We start from the raw sequence: 21,681 nt of genomic DNA, 5'->3' as shown, positions 1-21,681 counted from the left end.
TCTAACTATTTGACATTGTATGAATTAGAAGAGATTTCATCAGTCTCTGTCGTCACCCTTCTGCCATGCGCGAACGCTCGGTGCAAATGCAGTTCTTCTGTCCTGACTTCCGTTCTTCGTGATTGCACCCTTGTCATCCGTCGTCCACTCATTACCATCTGCATCCGTCACAGTCTGACCGACTACAATCTTACCTGCCTCATCAACGAGTTTCGTATTTCCATCCGGAATCGAAATCGCCTCATAGCCCTTGCCCGGGAAAGCTTTCTGCATTCTTCCCTTATAGTAGAGGGAACCATCATAAACACCTGTATAAGCCGAACCGGTATCCGTGAAGTAATAATCCGTCACTCCATTGCCATCATCGATTTGAATCTTTCCAGTTGCCGCTGCATTCTTATCATCCATATTGAAGTAGTACGTCACGCGGTTGATCTCCCAGAAACCGTCGAGAGTACGTCCATTTTCATCGAATGCATACGTCTTTCCGTCAAATTCTTTCAGAACAATCTCATTTCTTCCTGCACGCACTGCCATTCCATTGCTGTCAAAACGATACCAGTTCTCAGTCAGCTCGCCAACCATATCATCCGCGCCGAGTGTCTTTACCCAGCAATCTCTTGCGCGCTCGCCCTGAGCCAAGGTATCGGTTGCCTCCGGCATATAATAGCGGAAGCCGTCAATCTCCGGAGAAGTGTCGCGAAGCTTGCCCCAGCCTCTCTGCATGATTCCGCGCTTGTCCACGCAATAATAAGTTCCATTGACATTGATTTCCGTATAATTTCCAGACAGACTGCGCGTAAGCACACCCGTCGTCTCATCAAAATAGAAATATGCGTCACGTCCGTTCGCCTTGACATAACGACCGACAATACCGTTTGCATCCCAATCCACCGGAATCTTGAGCATCTGCCAGCCAGTTGCCACAGCTCCGTCCTCTCCGCAGTAATAGCGGTCTCCGGTCTTCATCGTATACCAGCCGGTAAACATCGTTCCGTTATTGTTGATGAAATAACGCTTGCCGTCGATCGTGTAGATTCCACGATTCAGGCGGTAACCATTCTCATCTGCATAGTACCATTCGGTGTACGGTGTTCCATCTGCCTTTGTCTTATCGAGTGAAAACCAACAACTTCTCTGCATCACGCCATTCTCATCGAAATACTGGCGCTTGCCATTCTTCAGATTCATCCAACGGCTCTGATATCTCGATCCGTTCTGGTCAAAATAGTAGGTCTTTCCATCAAGATCATAATAACCGTTCTTGAGTACCTTGCCATCCTCACCGCCATAATACCAGTGATCGACACTCGCTCCGTCCTTATTTATTGTCGGAACATTGAACCAATCTTTTTCTACCTTTCCATCCGCATTCAGGTAATAACGATTCTTCTCATCATCGGCAAACCAGCGTGCACGATAATTCAAACCGTTCTGATCAAAATAGTACGTATCCTCTCCAATCTGAGAAAATCCGGCACGTCGAATGTCACCGTCTGAGCCTGCATAGTACCAGTTTGTGTACTCGTCACCATTTTTATTGATTCCAGAAACGGAGAACCAACCATTTTTCTCCAGTCCATTCTCTCCAATGTAGTATCGCTTCTCATCCAGGTTGACCCAGGCATTTCTCGGAGCGTTACCCCACTCATAGAAATAAAAGCTACCGCCATCAATATCAAACCAGCCATTGCAATACAAAGAGCGATCTGCAGATGCATAGTACCAAGTTGAATAGGAGACACCCTGATCATTCGTCCGGTCAATGTGGAACCAACCGCCACTCATACAACCATTGTCCTTGGAAATATAGTACTTCTTGTCATCGACAGTGATGATTCCGTCAAGCGTACAGTTTCCGCCCTTTCCAAAGTAATAGTCGTGACCGTCAATCGTGTACCATCCATTCATATAGATCTTTCCATCTGCGCCGGCATAGTACCAGGTATAACGGACTTTGTCCTTCGGCTCCGTCGGAATGGACGCAATCGAAAACCACTCATTCTCCTTGCGGTATCCATTCTCATCTACATAACAACGACCATCGGTGACATTCACCCATTTATCCTGAGCAATCGCGCCATTTTCCTCATACTGCCACTTTCCCTGCGCGTCCTGCTGCCAGTTGCCCGCTGCCCACGCCGGAAACGTCGCCGCCGATAAATAAAGGATCGCTGCCGCCGTCGCCGTGATCAGTTTCTTGTTTTTCATAATCATATTCTCCTTTGTTTCTTTATGCACCTATTTCCCACTCCATATGCTTATTGGATCTTGCATATTTAGCCAAATCTTCTGCGTATATTTGATCTTATCTAGAATTTCTTTTTTCTGATTGTAGCATTGAATGGAAAACTTGGCAAGGTCTACATAAAAATCCAATACTATTCTTTCTATTTCTTCTGCTGTCTAGAAAATTCGTTACTGTTCACACGCACGCGCGCAGTAACAGTAACCTACTTTTTCCTTACCATACAGCGTTTCTTGAAAAATGAGATACCGTAACAAAGAATCTGGTCATAATCATCCTCAAATTCTTTCGCATACATCCGATCATCAATCTGTTGCAGAGCAATCTCACATTCATTTTCCAAATTTTTCAACGATTTCGTATATTTTGCTTCAAAAATCGCCAGCCGACCATGAATGGAGTCATAGACAATCACATCACTCCGTCCTTCCCCATGCTCCTTATTCGAGTCCACCATGTACCCTGCACCAGTGAAAATCCCTGCTAAAAAAGCATGATAGAAATCCTCTCTGTAATCGTGATAACTGATCGTTCTCCGCAAAAGAACATTCATTTCTTCCGTGAGTTTCTCGCTGTCGCCATTCCAGACCGCATCAAACAGTCCATTTCTATTCCATTTTCTCGCACTATCATAAAACCATTTGATTACTGTCGTTTCAAAGATCTCCTTGATTTCTCTATTCGGAATCATAAGCGCAATGGCATCTTCCGGCAACTCACTGTCACAGTTTTTTTCTCTCACTTTCGTCAAATACCCAGTCAAATACAACACACTCCAAAGATTATCTTCCGAAGAATGTAGATAATCATAGGTCAAATTTTCATCTATATTCTGAACGATATAGCCCCCTGCCATCAAAGTTTCAAGTTTTTTTGTGATATTGCTCCCTGCATAATCGATAAACGATCGAATAATCGCATTGTCACTCGTATTTTTCCAGTAGCTTACAGGTTTGGCGTTTGGATTGCGTTGCAATTCTAAAAGGTAATTCATGACGTCCCACGGACAATACACGTCAAAATCACCAAAATGGTAACCGTCATACCACATCTTCATATTATCCGACTGGTCTAGCATATCTGCATCCTTGAGTATCTGGTTTACTTCACTCTGCACAAAACCAAAATACTCATTCAGACGAGAGGCTGTAATCGTATCGGAAACAAAATTATTTGTCCCTGTAAAAATACTTTCTTTTGCAATTTTCAAACATCCCGTAATCACAGCAAAACGAAGCGACTGATTATCTTTTAATGCCTGCATCAAACCCTTCATGACATCAAGCATCTCATCATAATAACCTTGAGCATTTGCTTTCGCCACCGGAACATCGTATTCGTCAATCAGAAGAATTACAGGCTTTCCATAATATTGTTGCAACAATCTTGTAAGCAACATCAGACTGCCCTTCGTATCTGTTATAGACGCATTTCTTCGGATTAATTGTTTTACAATTTCTTTGTCATAATCTGTAATTTTGTCACTATCAAGCAAATATAAATGCTCTTTATACAGATCGGAAATTACCAGTGCCAACATTCCATATGCACCAGTAAAATCCAAACCGTCTACCTGTCGAAATGAGACAAAGACCGTCGGCCATTGATTCATCCACTCATCACAAAACTCTTGATTCTTTGAAATTTCAAGATCAGCAAATATCTCTTTGCTATTTTTCCGAATGTCAAAAAAACTTTCCAGCATACTCATTCCAAGTGTTTTCCCAAACCGGCGCGGACGAGTAATCAATGTCACCTTTGTTCCAGTTGTCTTAAGAAGTTCTTCAATCAAACCAGACTTATCAACATAATAATATCCGTTCTTGCGAATTTCTTCGAAATCTGAAACACCAACAGGAATATTTAGATTTTTCACGGTTGCTCATCCTTTCTTACAATTATACCCTTGAGTTAGTAACTCATAAGTTACTTTCTTACGAGTTACTAACATTAACATAAAGCTAGCAATTTACAATAGACTAATCATAATCTTCCTCAATAAATACTTCATAAAAACACGGTCCATTTTCATACTCTACACTCAACATATAGGTCTTTCCCTCCTCTAAATTAACAGAAAGATCATTAATCGCATATTTAATTGAATTTCCATTTTCTCCACCAATTCGTACTTTCACTTTTCCTCCAGCATCAAGATCTGTGGATAATCTATAAGTTCCAGTATCTGGTGCAGTATACAAATACCTATCCGTTTGATCCCTATATCGGATACAACCAGAGATATAACCCTCTTCCGTAATATCTGTCACTGCAATCGGAACACCAATATTGACCGTATAATCACAAGGGACATCTCGATATTCAACACTTAGAATATAGGTCTTTCCTGCTTCCAAATTTATTGTCAAAGCGTTGGTACTTGAAGAAAGGGAATTACCATTTTCTCCACTAATCCGTATCTTTACACTCCCTCCTGCACTCAAATCCGTGTCAAAACGATATATTCCACTGATCGGAGCCGTATAGCGATATCTGTCACCTTGATCCTGATATCTGATACTTCCAGCTACAACATTTGCACCGCTAATATCTGCTATTGCAACCGGCACACCAATATTAATTGTATAATCACACGATCCGTTTCGATAAGCAATATTTAAAATATAAGTTTTTCCCGCTTCCAGATCTATCGTCAAAGCATTTGTATTTGAGGAAAGCGAATTACCATTTTCTCCACTAATCCGTATCTTTACACTCCCTCCTGCACTCAAATCTGAATCAAAGCGATACCTTCCACTAACTGGAGCCACATAACGATACTGATCATTCTGATCTTGATAAGTAATACTACCAGAAACGCTCGTACTTCCAGTAACATCTGCAAGTTCATTTGGTACGCCAATCTTTATTATATAATCGCATGGTCCATTGCGATATTCAACACTCATAATATAAGTTTTATTTTTCTCCAAATATATTGTCAGATTATTCGTGCCCGAATCTATTGTTTCATCACTTTCTCCACTAATTCGTATCTTTACACTCCCTCCTGCACTCAAATCTGAATCAAAGCGATAGACTCCATTAACTCCAGATGTAAACTTATAACGATTTTTTTGTCCCTCATTTTTAATTTTTCCCGTAACCGTCGACACACCTGTGATATCCTCTATATTATATAATGGTGAAATATTCTCCTTTGTAACCTCCACACCGGTATTTAAAACAGTCTCGTTACTATAAGTCGTCTCGGGTTCCGTATCATAAGATGGAGATTCTTGTCTATCTTCAGACTCTGTACTTTCATTTTCCGCGGTATCTGGTATAGTTTCTTCAAAATTTGTGTTATCAAAATCAGAATTTCCATCTGGCAACTCATTGTTTTGTCCCGGCAATTCTTCATTTTGCATAATATCATTGCTTTCCCCCATATCCTGCTTCGTCATGCCATCCGATGAAGTCGTGTTACTTATGGGAGGAAGAAAAGGTTTCAAATTCTCGTAAAGATAACTTCCTGCAACGCTCCCACTCAACGAGACAATAGTGGCGCACACAGCTACTATCCACTTAGGAAGTCCTTTCCACATTTGCACCATCGCACCAAAAATAGCCAAAAAAATAGCAATAAAAAGAATTCCCCATCCCACCATTTCTCCACTTCCTCTCCCGTTATATTCAAAGACAAAAAACAGGGTACAATGACTTCACCTTATCATTACACCCCAGCTTGTCTTTCCTACATACACTTTATAAGCATAAGTGAACATAACATTGCTAACTGGTGATTAAGGTAGAATTTTTTCCACTCCACCTTAATCACCAACAAAAATCTGAAATTTCCTTTAATCTCTGCCGTACAAATCTCTTGTATACACTTTATCTTTCACATCATCCAAACACTCATCATATCGATTTGCAATAATCGCATGGCTTTGCTCTTTAAACTTCTGCAAATCATTCACAACTTTACTTCCAAAGAACGTTGTCCCATCTTCGAGTGTCGGTTCATAAATAATCACGGTTGCTCCCTTTGCCTTGATTCGCTTCATCACTCCCTGAATCGAAGACTGACGGAAATTATCCGAATTTGCCTTCATCGTCAACCGATACACTCCAATCACAACATCCTTTTCCATCGAAGCATCATAGGTATTTTCATCGCCATACGCATAATATCCGGCCTTTTGCAGTACCCGGTCTGCGATGAAATCTTTTCTCGTTTTATTTGACTCCACAATAGCCGTCATCATATTCTGCGGAACATTATCATAGTTTGCCAAAAGCTGTTTCGTATCCTTTGGTAAACAGTAACCGCCGTATCCAAAAGACGGATTGTTATAGAAAAATCCAATACGCGGATCAAGGCAAACGCCATTAATAATCTGCTGGGTATTGAGTCCTTTCATTTCTGCATAGGTATCCAGCTCATTGAAGTACGATACTCGCAGAGCCAAATAAGTATTTGCAAAAAGTTTTACCGCCTCTGCCTCAGTAAATCCCATAATCAACGTATCAATGTTTTCTTTGATTGCGCCCTCCTGCAAAAGTCCCGCAAATATATGCGCTGATTCTACAAGTCTTGGATCGTTCACATCCGTACCAACGATAATGCGTGATGGATAGAGATTATCATACAAGGCTTTACTCTCCCGCAAAAACTCCGGACTAAAAAGAATATTATCACAGTGGAATTTTTTTCGAACAGATTCCGTATATCCCACTGGAATTGTACTCTTGATCACCATCATCGCATTCGGATTAGATTCCATCACCAACTGGATGACAGATTCAACTGCGGATGTATCAAAGAAATTTTTTCTGCTGTCATAATTCGTAGGCGCTGCAATCACTACAAAATCAGCATCGCTGTAAGCCTTCTTTGCATCCAGAGTCGCGGTTAATTTCAATTCCTTTTCAGCCAGATATTTTTCAATGTACTCATCCTGAATTGGAGATTTTCTGTTATTGATCAATTCAACCTTTTCAGGAATAATATCCACTGCTGTAACTTCATGGTGTTGCGCAAGCAATGTCGCAATCGAAAGACCAACATATCCCGTTCCTGCCACTGCAATTTTCATAGTATTGTTCTCCTTTTTCTTTGCTTCTGTTGTACCCTATTAGAGCACAACCTTATATCAAATTTTCTATGCGCCATTTTCAGAACATTTTTATTCCATAGAACGGTATTTCTTATGAAATAGAAAAAGAGCCACAGTTTCCCATGGCTCCAGTATATCACAGGTCAGCGAACAATTCATCCCTGTAACAAAATTTGTTATATTTCAGTCTCCAGTTTTTCAACAAATACTTTACATTTTTTTGCTTCTATACTGAATGTTGAGGTGTATTAGAAAATATACTTTCAATATTCAGTATAGAACCAAATCATTGTAGACAAGTATCACTTTATTGCTCATTTAGAAGTAACAATAGCGCTAGCAATATATTATTTTTTTAAAACTCGTCTAACAATTTTAATTGTTTCTTTAAATTCTTTCATTCTAAACATAGCAATTAAAAATGTTATATTGGGAACAATCATACAAATAATAATTTTAATGAAAAATGATAAAATATTCTCTTCCGTTATTAATGTACAAATGAAATACGTCACTCCACAAGCAATTAAAGTAACTATCGTATATATTCCAAGTTTTATTAAATACGGCCACATACTACAATGAAATAATTTTTTATGGATCATCCAAGTCTGCCACGGATATGTAATCAAAGTTAATGCCAAAATTGTCGATAAAAGAATACCATAAATTCCAATTGTCTTTACCAATATAATATTCATTACTAAGTTGAAAATATTTGCTGCATATGAACGCCACATATCTTCTTTCCAAAGTCCGGCAGCATCTTTATATGCGCTCTGTACAGACTTCAATTGAAATGCATAAAAATATATGCAAAAGCAAACAACTATTCCCATCCCAAACATAAGGTCTTCTCCAACCCAAAGTTTCATAAATGGTTGATATAAACAAAATAAACAAACTGTACACCATCCCACAATCCATGCATTGATAAAAGAAAGATTCATGTAATCATGGTAATTTTTTTGATCGCTTTCCAATACAATACTGTTTCCAATAGAAGAAATAATTGAAGTAAACACGACTGTTACAATAGAAATAATCGCATTCATAATATAATAATAGTTATTATATTTCGCCAAAGCAACCAAACCCAAAAATGCTGAAATGACAATACTATCAACAGAATTATAAATAACATTGGTAATTTTAACTGCAAATAGTGCCATAACCTTACCTTTAATTTCTTTGACCAATCGAGTCTCCACCTGTCCTCGGCAAACATACTCTGGATACATTTTCCAAGCGCAAAAAGCTAAAATAATATTAGCAGTCAAAGAAGTTAGTGGTAACAAAACAACATAACCATAATAATTGTGCCAGAGTATTAAAACTATAATTTGAAGTAGATTCTTAGTAATACCTGTAAACATATTTACTTTACTTGCCACATCATTTCTCTGACTCGCATTTAAAACTGATGCTTGATAGGCAAACAATAAATAACTTCCTGCAGTATTTACTAAGTAAATTATAAACAGTATATAAATATTAACATCATTAGGTACATCACCAGAAATAAATCTCCTTAAAAATGGCATAATTATTAAGCCTGCGCAAATAATAACTATACCAATAATTCGATATATTTTTTTATAAAGATTTAGTAAAGCGCATACCGTATAGGTATCTTTTTCCGCAATAGGTTTATACATCGCATAAACCATCGCACTTCCTACTCCTAATTCTGCAAGACTTAGAACATTTAAAACAGACGTAAATAAACTGCTTAAACCCAAATATTCTGAACCAAGCGAATAAATCATTACTGTACGAACTATAAAAGGAAGCAATAAAGTTGAAACTTTATAAGTAATTCCCCATATGATATTTCGAGTTGCATTTTTAGTTCTACTTGCCATTGTTTATATTATACTCCTTATTTATTTGCTCCAAAATTAAATTAGAGATTTGTTTTGCACCATTTCCCATGTCAGAAAAACCAACTTTCTGTTCAAACATCTTACATTTTTGCATATATTTTTGATTGTCAAATTCCATAATATTATGTATTAACATTTCATCTGATTGAGCTAAATCAAATGGAACCTCTGATAATGTAAAATACCATTCTCGTTCTTCCCTTAAGTACTTTTCTACATCTTTCGCCAATAAGAAAACAGGTTTTCTAGCAAAACCAAAATCAAACATACACCCAGAATAATCCGTAATCAATACATCGGACACAGCAAGAAGCTCTTGCATATCTGGATAATATGTTGCATTTATAATATTTTCCTCTTGCATTATATCTTTTGCAAGCTCTGCTTCATTAGGATGCAAACGCATTACAAATTCAAATGAAGCACCAAATTTATTATTAAGAGCCTTGCAAACTGCTTTCACATTCATTTTGTAAATCATTTTATCCGTATTTTTTCGAAATGTAGGTGCATATAAAACAATTTTTTTGTCGTTTGGAATTTTCAATTCTTGATATACTTTTCCATGCAATGTTTGATCTTGTTTCAAAAGTATACTCATTCGAGGTACATCACATTTAATTACCTCTCCTTCATACCAAAATCGATTCTTATATTTATCATAACGAAAATCATTATCTGAATACATTAAATCAATACATTTTCCATCTTCTTTTGATTGTTTTAAATAAACTAACGGTAAATCTGATGCATCTGCTTCATTTTTCTTAAATCCAAGCGTTGAATGCCATGTTTGAATATAAAATTGTCCTCTTCTCTTCTCTGGACGAATTGTTGACTTAATATTATCCACCCAAATCTTTGCTGTAATCCAATGATATGCTGCTCTAATAGTTCCATACTTTACTGGTTTAATGCCACTTGGTAATTTTGTATGAACATCAGTTGTTACCCAAATTAATTTTAATTTTGGCATCTCCTGAAGCAATTCTTGTGCAATATACTTTGGATCGTCACCAAATCCTTTGCCTCCAAAATTATCAAATACAATCTTATTTCTCTGTATTGGAAGTAAATAAAATATCTTTATTATATTTTTCTTTAGATCTTTATAAACTTTCCACGACCAAATTTTTCTTTTAAATTCATAAATTTGCATTTGTTCCCCTTCCCATTTAATCAAGAACCCTCAACTATAAAAAATTTTGCTATTTCTTCTTACACAAATATGCCATTATAATAGATATTCCCGTATTTGTTAAAATAAATATTTTATAGCATTCAATTTTCTTGTTACAGCTGAACCCTCATTTCAAATCTGCACTCAAAAAACTTCAATTATAAAACTATAACAAGATATTTTTACTTTATATAAAACCTTTAACCTCTGTTTATCGCTTAAATACCAAAAATAATATAAGTTTTATTTTATACTTCCAATTTAACTCATTAAATATTATTGGATTTTTACTTATTTCCTTAATTTTGGCTTCGATTTTGTCACATGCTTTCTGATATACCTGTGAATCATCTTTTTGCATCTTTTGATATAGTTCTTTACACTTTCTAATATAGCTTTCATATTCTCTCACTAAAAGCTCTGTCTTATTCCATTTGTTTAATAATGTTATTCTAAATTCAATTGCTTCTAAAATATCTAATTGTTTCTTAGAAAATTTAGAATTCATAATACTATTTTCTCTCTGACGATAAAAATATAATTTTTGATTAGTGATCACCATTTTTTTAGCAAGATGTAATATCTGTGGAGTCAAAAACATATCCTCATGAATTTTTCCTTCAGGATAACGTAGTTGATAATCCTGAAAAAACTTTTTATCATACAATTTATTCCAAGCAACTGTGACGATAACATCATTATTATTCATCTGGTCCAAAACATCATCACCACAACGAATATCTAATTGTTGCTCTATATTTTTTTCCCAACAACAATTCATTCCTTTAACAAAATCACATGCTACTAAATCAGCACTCTCCTTTTTTATCAACTCTATCATTACTTTTAAGTAATCAGTATGAAGAACATCATCACTATCTACAAAAGCAATATAATTTCCCTTAGCAATATCAATCCCAGAATTTCTTGCCGATGACAAACCACCATTTTTCTTATGAACTACTTTTATCTTCTTATTTTTTAAAGCATAATCATCACATATTTTTCCAGACGAATCAGTAGAACCATCATCAACTAAAATCATCTCATAATTTTGCCAAGATTGTCCCAGAATACTATCCACACATTCTTTTAAATACTTTTCCACATTATAAACTGGTACAATAACAGAAACAAATATATCTTGCATAATTTCTCACCACCTTAACAATTAAAAATTTTCATTATTTTTTTTACTGCTTTATCTACTGTATAATCGCTTTTTAATAATAGTTCCATCGCATTGTAGCGTTCTAATGAAGTTGAAAGTAACTCATCTGCCCATACTTTCGGACCTTTTTCTAAAGAAATAAAATGGACATTTCCTGTTAAATTTGTTTCTTCTGGCACAACATTTTTTGATGTAAAACATGGCAAACCTGCAGCCTGTGCCTCTAAAAGCACGATGCCAAATCCCTCAAATCTTGACGGTAAAAGAAAGCAATCCATTGCTTGCATATAATTTTCCACATCGGAAACTGAACCAGTAAAGATAATATTTTTCAAACATTTCTCTTTTATTTTTTCTTCCATTTTTTTTCTGAGTATACCATCTCCAACAATCAATAATACAGTTTCTGAATTTTTATAATAAAGTTGTTCAAATATTTCTAATAAAAATTCCGGATTTTTTTGTTCAACTAACCTTCCACAAAAACCAATAACTAACTGATTTTCTCTCAATCCATACTTAGTACGAATCCGCTCACGTACTTGATTAGAAAATGAAAACTTTTCAAATTCAACAGCATTAGGAATTACCGTATAATTTTTATTATGAAAGAGCCAGTCTCCCGCCAAAGTAGAACATGCAAGCTCATGAGTAAGATAATATCTCTTTGTCATATGAAAGTATAATTCATAAATTTTATCTTTTACTTTAAAGGGTCGATTATAATTGTTATTATGAGCATGTATTATTCGATATGGCAATCCACATTTTTTTGCAGCAATAAGTAAACGATATGCCGTATCAACACTTTGCCAATTAACATACACACCATCCCACTCTGGATGTTTTTGTAATACTTTTTCTATTGTCATTGCATCAGGCAATTTTTCTTCACGCTGATAATAATATTCTCGATAAATTCGACCTCCCAATTTTTCAATTTCCGCAGAGTATGAAATATTTTTCATATTGTGAGGAAACAAAAAATCAAATTGAATTTTATTACGATCAATTCCTTTATACATGGTTAACAAATACTGCTCCGTCCCACCAAACATTGCCGAACAACCATATACACAAATTCTTTTCACTTTTTAATGTTCTCTCCTTTGGGATATTTATTACATCACTATAAATTAAAAAAATTATTTTAATTTTTGTTTGATAATTGTACATATATTTGTATTATCAATTTTTTGTGGTAATCCTTTGTAATGAATAGATGCGTAATACGGAACATTTACTGCTGTATGCTTTGTTGTTGTAAAACTTCCATTTCCATGGTCATTCAAAACTAATCCACCACACTCATGATCCGCCGTTACAAATACTGACACTTTATTTTCATCTATTTCTTCTAATGCCGTACCTATGGCTTTATCAAATTCCATAACCTCTGCTAATGTATCATCTAACATGTTTTTTGCTGAAAATTTATCAATATGACTACCTTCTACAATTAATAAATATGCCTTATATTGTTCCTGATTTAATTTCACTAAACTATCCATATAATAAATCGCATACTTAACCAAAGTAGATAATTCTGGAAATTCCGTTTCATCATAAGAGCACCCATTATAATGTCCACTAATTCCACAATATAAGCTCATATTTTCTTTTGCATAAGTATTTAGTGCTTCATAATTTAATGTACTATCTGTTGTGAAAACAATACTATCATTTTTTTTACTATTAACACTATTCCATAAGTCCTGATCTCTTTGCGCAATAAACAGATTAATTTTTTTATTAACTTCTTGCTCAAAAATATTTAGACTATCATTACGATCTGTTGCATATGAACAAAATGCTGCAGGCGTTGCTCCCCAAAAAAAATCTGTACATACAATTCCCACCGCTATTCTATTTTCTTGGCAATATTGAACAAGATTTTTATTTTTTATTTTTTCTTTATTTAATCCAATATACCCGTTTTTTGTTTTATATCCCGTTGACATTGCAGTAGCCGCTGCTGCACTATCTGTTGGACCATTCAATTCTAAAGAAAATGTACTACATTCTCCTTGAATAGAAAGCTTTTCCATGTTCAAAAAATCGTATCCATATTTTCGCTTAGCTAATTGAACATGATTTTTTCCCATTCCATCCCCAATAAATAAAATCTGATTTTCTATGCCTTCCTTCAAATTTTCAATTTTAGGAATTTCATTTAACTCATCTATAAGCTTTTCTTTACCTTGTATTATGCTTTTAAGATCGCAGTTAATTCTTTTTTCATTTTGTAAAAGTACATGATCTCGAAAATATAATCCCGTACCTCCCAAAAATAAAAAAGTAATAAACAGTATAGCTAATTCTTCTATAAAAAATATTAAGCCATTTTTTCTATATAATACTAATAATGAAAAATACATATACGCAATTAACTCACCTATTATATATACGAATTTTACATAATACAAAGTTAACAATTGCACATCAAAACTAATAATCAAAATCTTTTCAACTATAAAATATATACACAAATAACTTATACACAAACCTATCGACACTTTCATCAATTCAAAACATCGATAAAAAGAAACTGATGTCAACAATGTAATTATAATAAATACATTTCTTATCTCTTCTTCTCTAAATTTCCAAATACCTATAATGCTTCCTAAACAAAATACTAATTCAGATAAAATTATAATGAGAAATAAAAGATATTTCATTTTAAAATCTTTTTCCATTCATTTCTCCTTCTAATTCATTTTCTGTTATAGTTTTCAATAATACCGGAGCACTTTTTAAACAATTCACAAGTAAGTAATACTACAAACAACATATAAACATTCAATCCGTGCACTTCTGTAATTCCATAAATTCCCCATGCTATAATGGCAAAATTTATATCATCATTCTTTCTTTTTGCTAACACATAAAACAAAACAATTAAAAGTATTAACCAAATGATTCCTTGACGCATAGAGATATCCGTATAAATATTATCAAATGTAAAATAATTCAGTTGATAAGTTTCATCATATTGAATCTTTTCAGTTAGCAATGTTCTTCCCCAAAAACTTATTCCATAATGCTCATATGCATACGCCCCTAAACGAATTCGTCCTGACAAAGCCTTGTCAAGTGCCACAAGGACAATGTTATTACCTTTCGTATATAGAATAACTGCTAACATAGATATAATTGATAAAACTGGTGTAATGAACATTGCAACAATTCTCAAAACATTAGATGTTTTTTGTGGAAAATGTTTATAAAATAGCAATACTATCAATAATATCAGTATTGCCGTCTCATTTGTTCTCGTCCGAGTCAATTTATAATTTATTAAGGAAATTCCAAATATAATCAATATATTAATGTATTTAATATTCTTAAAATTTAGCCAAATCCACATCAGTAAAAGATTAAATACTAATACTGAAAAGCGATTAGGATGACCAAATCCCATATTAAGTCGTTCTACTCCATCAATAATTTGTGAATAAAAATCTCCTGTAAATGGTATTCTTATAATGGCAAAAATTAAATGCAAAACAAAAAAAAGGCACTCATATTTAAAAATAAACTCAATTACCTTTTTAGGATCTTCCCCATAAATAGCTAAACAAGTTACCGCTGTAATAAATATGCCATAATTTCCAACTCGAATTGTACTATACAAAGCTAACAGACTTACCAAAATATACACTAACAATATTTTTCTATTATAATATTGCATCATAATACAATGTAGCCCCAAACACCCAACTCCTAGTATAGCTAACACTGTATCAATATTATCATTATAAAATGGCAATATACTAGATGCCGATCCATAAACTTTTAATATTAGAATAAAAACACCACAATAAAGAAAATTCTTTATTTTTGGAAGCATAAATTTTGCATTCATCAAATCACCTCACAACATTCAATAAATATCCATCTGTTGCATTTTTCTTTCTATGAATGCACCCTGGATTACCAACAACTACCGAATCCGCTGGAACATTAAAATTGACAAAAGAATTCGGAGCAATAAGTACATCTTCTTTAATATGTATCCCTCCTACAATAGTTGTATTTAATCCAATGTAAACAGAGTCTTCCACAATCGGAACTCCCGTTTTATCACAACCTATAGTTGATCCTTTATACATAGTTACATTTTTTCCAATCTTTGCTCTAGAATTGATGGTAATATTATACGCATGATCCATAGAAAATCCACCACCAATTTCTACCGTATATGGAATCTCAATATGATAATGTTTCCGTAAATTTTTTAATATTAACTTATAAAAAAACGTTAAATTACTCTTATTTTTTATTTTTCTCCAACAATACATATAAAGGAATCGATAGTCTTGAAAAGATCGAAACCTTACTACATCATCCCCAAACAAGCGATAATGATCCATTTGAATTTCTGTCATTTATCGTCCTTTCTCTTTGCAGATACTCCTACTAGTACAGAATTTTTCTCTATACAAGATTTGTTGACAACTACATTGGCTTCCATTTTTCACCCATCTGCAATAAATAGTTTTCCAAATATTTTAGCATCAGATCCAACATAAATATTATTTCCAAGTTTTAGTAATTAACCCAAGTCATTTTTACTATTAAATTTACCGGAAAATATATTAACAATTTCTAACAAAAAATTCTGTCTCATAACTTGTATATTCTTTTAGTTTTTCTTTACTATACCAATATCATTTATTTTTCTCTTCTAAAATAAATTCGTGCAATGTTTGAAGCAATCTATTAATTGAAAACTTCTGAACATGGTCTTTTGCATTGTTTGCAATTTGCGCTCGTTGTTCTTCCGTTATGTTACTACATACATCTATAATTTTTTTGACCAACTCATCTGAATTTCCCGATTCTACTAAAAAGCCATTATCTCCATCTGTAATAATTTCTGGAATCGCGCCTTTTCGCGAAGCAATACATATTTTTCCATAGCTCATTGCTTCAATAATACTAATTCCAAACCCCTCTTCCCAAATTGCCGGATGAATAAAAACGTCTGCATTTCTAAGCCATTCATCTATATTTCTCTGCATCCCGTGAAATAATACATTATGCTCTAACCCAAGCATTTTCGCACGCTTTTCTAGATCTTGCTTATACGGACCATCCCCGATAATATTTAGTTGATAATTATCTTTTTCAGCAATCTTAGAATACGCATCTAACAACACCTGAACCCCTTTTTTTTCAATTAATCTTCCAATATAAATCAATTGAACTGGTCTATGCAATTTTCCATTTATTACACCAATATTCTCTGGACATACCACCCCATTGTAAATCACTTTTATTTTTTTTTCTGGAATAGAAACATTTGATAAAACACTTTGTTTTACCCATTTAGAAATAGCAATAATACCATCGCTACGTTTTAATAGATTATCATAAATTTTTTTACGATATTTTTTTTCTGTAATTATTTCATGATAAGTATTATGTACATAAACAAAAACTTTTGAACGTTTTTTCTTGCAAAGATATATTTCCATTGCCAGCCATATTAATGGTGCTGGATGATGAATAATAATTGCATCAATGCCAGATTGTGCTACAAAGCAACAAATTTTCTGACACAATTCAAAAATCTGCCATTTTCCCAAATGTAAACACTCAACCTGAAGATGTTCATTTTTCATTTCATCATATAGTATCCCACCTTCATGGATAAACCAAAAAATATGTTGATCATCTTTCGCGTTTAATCCAATATCTTTGCAAAGCTTTTCAATTCCTCCAGTTTTTCCTGCATACTCCAAATGTAAAATTTTCATTAACATCCCCTCGCTTCACAAATACTAATTAACTTTTTTGTAATTTTATCTGGCAAATATTGTTCCTCAATTGTTACTTTAGCATTTTTTCCTATTTTTTCTCTTAAAGTTTTGTCTTCAATTAAAAGTTGAATTCTATTACTTAATTCTTCTTTATCTCCTACTGGAACAAGTATACCATTTTCCATGTGATAAATAATATCTGCTGGACCAGTCGGACAGTCTGTTGAAATACATGGTAAACCCACAGCCATAGCTTCTAACAATGTATTAGGCATTCCCTCAAAATCTGAAGATAAAACAAAAACATCTGCGTGTCCATACATTTCATAATAATCACTACTTCTACCTCGCAAAGTAATAATATTATCTAGCCCTAATTGCACAATATGTTTCTGTAAATCATTTTTTAAAGTTCCTTCTCCAAAAATATCCAATCGAACCATCGGATAAATACGATATACTTCCGCAACAGCATCGATTAACAAATTAAAATTTTTCTGTTTTTCAACTCTGCCAACACCAATAATTCGAAAAACATCTGTATCTGGTTTTCGTCTGATTTCCATTAAATTTTTCGAGACAGGATTTGGTAAAACACTAATTTTATTTTGAATGCTATTCATAAAATAACGTTTTTGATCTATATTTTGAACGATCGTTTTTCTCGAACGTTTAACAAGAGAATCTCTATATTTTTTTTGCAGTTTACTTTCTGGAAAAATATATGGGTTATTTCTAACGGTTTGTATAACTCGTTTCTTATACATCGATCCCAACAATGCAATATCTGTCCGAATACAAGTTGTCCATAAAAATGGAAGAATAAAATCTGGTCTTTCTTTTTGAATTACTTTTCTCAATTTATAAGCTAATTCTAAAAGATATTTTTTACTAATTTTTTTTCGATATTCTACTTCTTCTAACTCTGATAAACAAATTACCTTTACAGATGAATCAACAGGATATTCTTTCTCTACTTTGAAATGTGTTACAATAACACTCATCCGATCTACTTTTATTAATTCACTTGCCAAAACAGATACAACTCTCTCAGCTCCACCTTTAGAAAGCGATGGAATAATAAATAAATACTTTTTCATACCATTCCTCATTAATCACGTCCGAATAAGTCTCTTGTATAAACTTTTTCTTTCACATCATCTAAGCATTTGTCATAACGATTAGCAACGATTACTTGGCTCATTTTTTTAAATTCATCCAATTTATTAATAACACGACTGCCAAAGAAAGTATCATTATCTTTTAAAGTCGGTTCATAAATGATGACAGTTGCTCCCTTCGCCTTAATCCGTTTCATGACTCCTTGAATAGAGCTCTGACGAAAGTTATCGCTATTGCTCTTCATAGTCAATCGATACACACCAACCACAACTTCTTTTTCTTTCCTTTCGTCCCAACTATCATTAGCCTCATAAGCTCCTGCAATTTCCAGTATACGATCAGCAATAAAATCTTTACGCGTCCGATTAGACTCAACAATAGCTTCAATCAAGTTTTCTGGCACATCTGCATAATTAGCTAATAACTGTTTAGTATCTTTAGGCAAACAATAACCTCCATAACCAAAAGACGGATTATTGTAATGGGTACCAATACGAGGATCAAGACAAACACCATCTATAATCTGTTGCGTATTTAAACCTTTCATTTCAGCATATGTATCTAGCTCATTAAAGTAACTAACACGCAAAGCAAGATAAGTGTTAGCAAATAGTTTGACCGCTTCTGCCTCAGTGAATCCCATGAACAGTGTGTCAATATTCTTCTTAATAGCACCTTCCTGAAGAAGTTCCGCAAAAACATGTGCTACCTTCACTAATCGAGCATTTGCAACATCTGTGCCAACAATAATACGACTTGGATACAAATTATCATACAGTGCCTTGGACTCTCGCAAAAATTCTGGACTAAAGATGATATTATCACAATGAAACTTTTCTCTCACATTTATAGTATATCCAACTGGAATAGTACTTTTAATAACCATGATAGCTTCTGGATTATATTTAATGACTAAACTGATAACTGATTCAACTGCACTTGTATCAAAAAAATTTTTCTTACTATCATAATTTGTGGGTGCAGCAATAACCACAAAATCAGCATCACTATAAGCTTCTTTAGCATCCAATGTTGCGGTTAAATTCAGTTTCTTTTCTGATAAATATTTTTCTATATATTCATCTTGAATCGGAGACTTTTTGTTATTAATTAATTCCACTTTCTCAGGAACGATATCCACAGCAGTCACCCTATGATGCTGGCTAAGAAGCGTAGCAATAGAAAGCCCCACATAGCCGGTTCCTGCAACAGCAATCTTTAAATCTTTAAATTCTCTCATAATTTACTTCTCCTCTTTCGCAGATCTGCTAACCCCTATATTAACGCCTATATTCTAAACATATTTCTCACTTAAAAAACACACTTTTCACATACTCGTAACTATTAATGTCACCAATATCATACCTCTTACCTGGCATAAGATATGCATGCATTGGCGTCTGATTACTCAGCCATGCAGCAAAACTCCCCGGTGCATCATAACCACATCCATTGTTTAATGCTTCCTCAATACGCTTTACATCCATAACACGATAACAGTAAAACGGCGGTACAGCCAAATTACCTTTCGGTTTTATCGGTTTTTCTTCATAAGAAGTAATCAGGTCATTCCTATCCACCGTGATAATTGCTGTCTTCTGTTGCTTTTTCAATTCATTCTCTTCATGACACATTACACAAGAGGTATTCTTTCTCTTGGCAAACTCCACGAACTTTGAAAGGCTGAAATCCAATACATTATCACCAGCCATAATTAGAAGATCATCTATTAAATTCAATTTTTCTACTGCCAACTGAATGTCCTTAACTGCTCCCAACCTACTCTCATTAGTACTAGTGCCATCGTCAATTACAGTGATCTTATAAGGTCGAACCCTTACTTTCTTGTTTCTCCAATCTTCAAAATACTGTACAAACTTATGGTTAGAAATCACCACAAATTCATCAATATCAGTAGTATCCACTAGATCATCTACCAACCAATCGAGAATGGATTTTTCTCCCACTTTCAAAAGTGGCTTTGGAAAATTCTCAGTTAATGGATAAAGCCGTGTAGCGTAACCCGCTACTAAAATTAAACATTTCATTTATTATGTGCACTCCTCTTATAGCGCTACGCCATCCGCACTCTCACACAGATGGAAGCTGTACTTTCCTTCCAACATAGAAAACTCTTTCAGATATTCTGATGTCACTTTTGCTTCAATATCATCCGCTCTATCTGGATCGATTAGAGCCATACAGCATCCCTTGAACCCTGCACCAGAAAAACGGCCACCATAGATACCATCCGTATCAACCATAATTTCATACAGTTTCTTTAGCTCATCGCAACCACATTCATAGCTATAAATAGAAGATTTACCACTCTCAAAAACAAGCTGACCATAGCCATCCAAATCACCGTTTTTCCACAATTCTGCCCCCTTTTCGGCACGAGCAAACTCACTATAGTAGTGTTCTGCACGGCGTTTCCATAATTCTGGCAGTCTATCCTTATAACTCTCAAATACTTCAAATGGTACATCTCGTAACCGCGTATTTGCAAAAGTATCATAATTCATTCCAGCGTAACCCATCAGTGCATAAGCCGCAGCCTTACATACATCTTGGCGCAAGTTGTATTTAGAATTCTTCAAGGACCTCTCCAAACCAGAAAAGAAAATCGCCACTTTGTAAGGCTTCATCTTCTCACTAGTAGGAATCAGCTCATAACTGTCATCTTTCGTGTCGAGGTAAAGCAAATGGTTCTTCTTAGAGAGCACTTCACAGCTCTGATCAAGTTTACCACAAGAAACGCCAACGTACTGATTCTCTGCAGCCTTTGCTGTAAAAATCATCTCCATCGGTTCAAGATGAATACCATTAACCTTGCATAATGCAGACAGAAAGCAAATAATAACCGATGCAGATGAAGATAAACCACCAATCGGCAAACTTCCCTCAATGATGCCGGACAGACCAACTTTTAGGCGGTACTTCTCACCCAGCATTTTAGTTGCACCACGCAGATGATCAGCCCAGTCCCCCTGTTTTTCTTCCGGCACTGCACTTACAAAGAACTGAGCGCGTTTCGGAAAGTTCAACGACTGTAGTTCCACCACGCCGTTCTGTTTCGGATGGTAAGCCATATGTATTCCCTTATCAATTGCCAAACCATTGATTTTTCCATACTGATGGTCAATATGCGCACCTAGCGGACTGATACGGTATGGACAGAAAGCTACATCATACGGCTCCTGATGATATAATTCTTTGTAAACCTCAACACACTTCATTAAC

Annotated in this window: 16 protein-coding genes; all 16 read right to left on the bottom strand. The window is 34.6% G+C overall.

What is annotated here, in order from left to right; translation table 11 throughout:
* Positions 1-39: 39 nt before the first annotated feature.
* Positions 40-2,211: a hypothetical protein gene (locus tag ACR0QT_RS04045; protein ID WP_432629609.1), complete on the bottom strand. Its 2,172-nt coding sequence runs from the start codon at positions 2,209-2,211 to the stop codon at positions 40-42.
* 242 nt (positions 2,212-2,453) lie between these two features.
* Positions 2,454-4,124: an AAA family ATPase gene (locus ACR0QT_RS04040; protein WP_432629608.1), complete on the bottom strand. Its 1,671-nt coding sequence runs from the start codon at positions 4,122-4,124 to the stop codon at positions 2,454-2,456.
* A 103-nt stretch (positions 4,125-4,227) separates the two neighbouring features.
* Positions 4,228-5,859, bottom strand: a complete 1,632-nt coding sequence (locus ACR0QT_RS04035) for a hypothetical protein (RefSeq protein ID WP_432629607.1) — start codon at positions 5,857-5,859, stop codon at positions 4,228-4,230.
* Between the two features lie 192 nt (positions 5,860-6,051).
* Positions 6,052-7,290 carry a nucleotide sugar dehydrogenase gene (locus tag ACR0QT_RS04030; protein WP_432629606.1) on the bottom strand — a complete coding sequence of 413 codons (1,239 nt, stop codon included), beginning with the start codon at positions 7,288-7,290 and terminating at the stop codon, positions 6,052-6,054.
* Between the two features lie 368 nt (positions 7,291-7,658).
* Positions 7,659-9,176, bottom strand: coding sequence for an oligosaccharide flippase family protein (locus tag ACR0QT_RS04025; RefSeq protein WP_432629605.1), 1,518 nt, complete (start codon positions 9,174-9,176; stop codon positions 7,659-7,661).
* Positions 9,166-10,356, bottom strand: a complete 1,191-nt coding sequence (locus ACR0QT_RS04020; protein WP_432629604.1) for a CDP-glycerol glycerophosphotransferase family protein — start codon at positions 10,354-10,356, stop codon at positions 9,166-9,168. The genes ACR0QT_RS04025 and ACR0QT_RS04020 overlap by 11 nt, the downstream gene beginning before the upstream one ends.
* Before the next feature lie 232 nt (positions 10,357-10,588).
* A complete protein-coding gene (locus ACR0QT_RS04015; RefSeq protein WP_432629603.1) occupies positions 10,589-11,527 on the bottom strand; it encodes a glycosyltransferase family 2 protein in 939 nt (312 codons plus the stop codon).
* Between the two features lie 14 nt (positions 11,528-11,541).
* On the bottom strand, positions 11,542-12,639 hold the full coding sequence (locus ACR0QT_RS04010; RefSeq protein WP_432629602.1) for a glycosyltransferase: 1,098 nt from the start codon (positions 12,637-12,639) through the stop codon (positions 11,542-11,544).
* A gap of 54 nt (positions 12,640-12,693) precedes the next feature.
* Positions 12,694-14,247, bottom strand: coding sequence for an alkaline phosphatase (locus ACR0QT_RS04005; RefSeq protein WP_432629601.1), 1,554 nt, complete (start codon positions 14,245-14,247; stop codon positions 12,694-12,696).
* A gap of 17 nt (positions 14,248-14,264) precedes the next feature.
* On the bottom strand, positions 14,265-15,416 hold the full coding sequence (locus ACR0QT_RS04000; RefSeq protein WP_432629600.1) for a hypothetical protein: 1,152 nt from the start codon (positions 15,414-15,416) through the stop codon (positions 14,265-14,267).
* 4 nt (positions 15,417-15,420) lie between these two features.
* Positions 15,421-15,939, bottom strand: a complete 519-nt coding sequence (locus ACR0QT_RS03995; RefSeq protein WP_432629599.1) for a serine O-acetyltransferase — start codon at positions 15,937-15,939, stop codon at positions 15,421-15,423.
* 282 nt (positions 15,940-16,221) lie between these two features.
* Positions 16,222-17,313: a glycosyltransferase family 4 protein gene (locus ACR0QT_RS03990; protein ID WP_432629598.1), complete on the bottom strand. Its 1,092-nt coding sequence runs from the start codon at positions 17,311-17,313 to the stop codon at positions 16,222-16,224.
* On the bottom strand, positions 17,313-18,416 hold the full coding sequence (locus ACR0QT_RS03985) for a glycosyltransferase (RefSeq protein ID WP_432629597.1): 1,104 nt from the start codon (positions 18,414-18,416) through the stop codon (positions 17,313-17,315). Before ACR0QT_RS03985 ends, ACR0QT_RS03990 begins: the two co-directional genes overlap by 1 nt.
* A gap of 11 nt (positions 18,417-18,427) precedes the next feature.
* A complete protein-coding gene (locus ACR0QT_RS03980) occupies positions 18,428-19,678 on the bottom strand; it encodes a nucleotide sugar dehydrogenase (protein WP_432629596.1) in 1,251 nt (416 codons plus the stop codon).
* Between the two features lie 67 nt (positions 19,679-19,745).
* The gene (locus ACR0QT_RS03975; protein ID WP_432629595.1) at positions 19,746-20,486 is read right to left on the bottom strand and encodes a nucleotidyltransferase family protein; all 741 of its coding nucleotides are present in this window, start codon (positions 20,484-20,486) and stop codon (positions 19,746-19,748) included.
* An 18-nt stretch (positions 20,487-20,504) separates the two neighbouring features.
* Positions 20,505-21,677 (bottom strand): galactokinase, encoded by a 1,173-nt coding sequence (locus ACR0QT_RS03970; RefSeq protein ID WP_432629594.1) that lies wholly within the window; start codon positions 21,675-21,677, stop codon positions 20,505-20,507.
* Between the last annotated feature and the right edge of the window lie 4 nt (positions 21,678-21,681).

The sequence above is a fragment of the Brotaphodocola sp. genome, assembly GCF_050873365.1.
GTDB lineage: Bacteria > Bacillota > Clostridia > Lachnospirales > Lachnospiraceae > Brotaphodocola.
This window is presented reverse-complemented; position numbering and strand designations above follow the sequence as displayed.

Excerpts from the sequence above, each read along its gene's own strand:
- ACR0QT_RS03990 (WP_432629598.1), bottom strand. The coding sequence starts at position 17,313 with ATGAAAATTTTACATTTGGAGTATGCAGGAAAAACTGGAGGAATTGAA.
- ACR0QT_RS04005 (WP_432629601.1), bottom strand. The coding sequence starts at position 14,247 with ATGGAAAAAGATTTTAAAATGAAATATCTTTTATTTCTCATTATAATT.
- ACR0QT_RS04020 (WP_432629604.1), bottom strand. The coding sequence starts at position 10,356 with ATGCAAATTTATGAATTTAAAAGAAAAATTTGGTCGTGGAAAGTTTAT.
- ACR0QT_RS04025 (WP_432629605.1), bottom strand. The coding sequence starts at position 9,176 with ATGGCAAGTAGAACTAAAAATGCAACTCGAAATATCATATGGGGAATT.
- ACR0QT_RS04015 (WP_432629603.1), bottom strand. The coding sequence starts at position 11,527 with ATGCAAGATATATTTGTTTCTGTTATTGTACCAGTTTATAATGTGGAA.
- ACR0QT_RS03995 (WP_432629599.1), bottom strand. The coding sequence starts at position 15,939 with ATGACAGAAATTCAAATGGATCATTATCGCTTGTTTGGGGATGATGTA.
- ACR0QT_RS04030 (WP_432629606.1), bottom strand. The coding sequence starts at position 7,290 with ATGAAAATTGCAGTGGCAGGAACGGGATATGTTGGTCTTTCGATTGCG.
- ACR0QT_RS04000 (WP_432629600.1), bottom strand. The coding sequence starts at position 15,416 with ATGAATGCAAAATTTATGCTTCCAAAAATAAAGAATTTTCTTTATTGT.
- ACR0QT_RS03985 (WP_432629597.1), bottom strand. The coding sequence starts at position 18,416 with ATGAAAAAGTATTTATTTATTATTCCATCGCTTTCTAAAGGTGGAGCT.
- ACR0QT_RS04035 (WP_432629607.1), bottom strand. The coding sequence starts at position 5,859 with ATGGTGGGATGGGGAATTCTTTTTATTGCTATTTTTTTGGCTATTTTT.
- ACR0QT_RS03970 (WP_432629594.1), bottom strand. The coding sequence starts at position 21,677 with ATGAAGTGTGTTGAGGTTTACAAAGAATTATATCATCAGGAGCCGTAT.
- ACR0QT_RS03975 (WP_432629595.1), bottom strand. The coding sequence starts at position 20,486 with ATGAAATGTTTAATTTTAGTAGCGGGTTACGCTACACGGCTTTATCCA.
- ACR0QT_RS03980 (WP_432629596.1), bottom strand. The coding sequence starts at position 19,678 with ATGAGAGAATTTAAAGATTTAAAGATTGCTGTTGCAGGAACCGGCTAT.
- ACR0QT_RS04045 (WP_432629609.1), bottom strand. The coding sequence starts at position 2,211 with ATGAAAAACAAGAAACTGATCACGGCGACGGCGGCAGCGATCCTTTAT.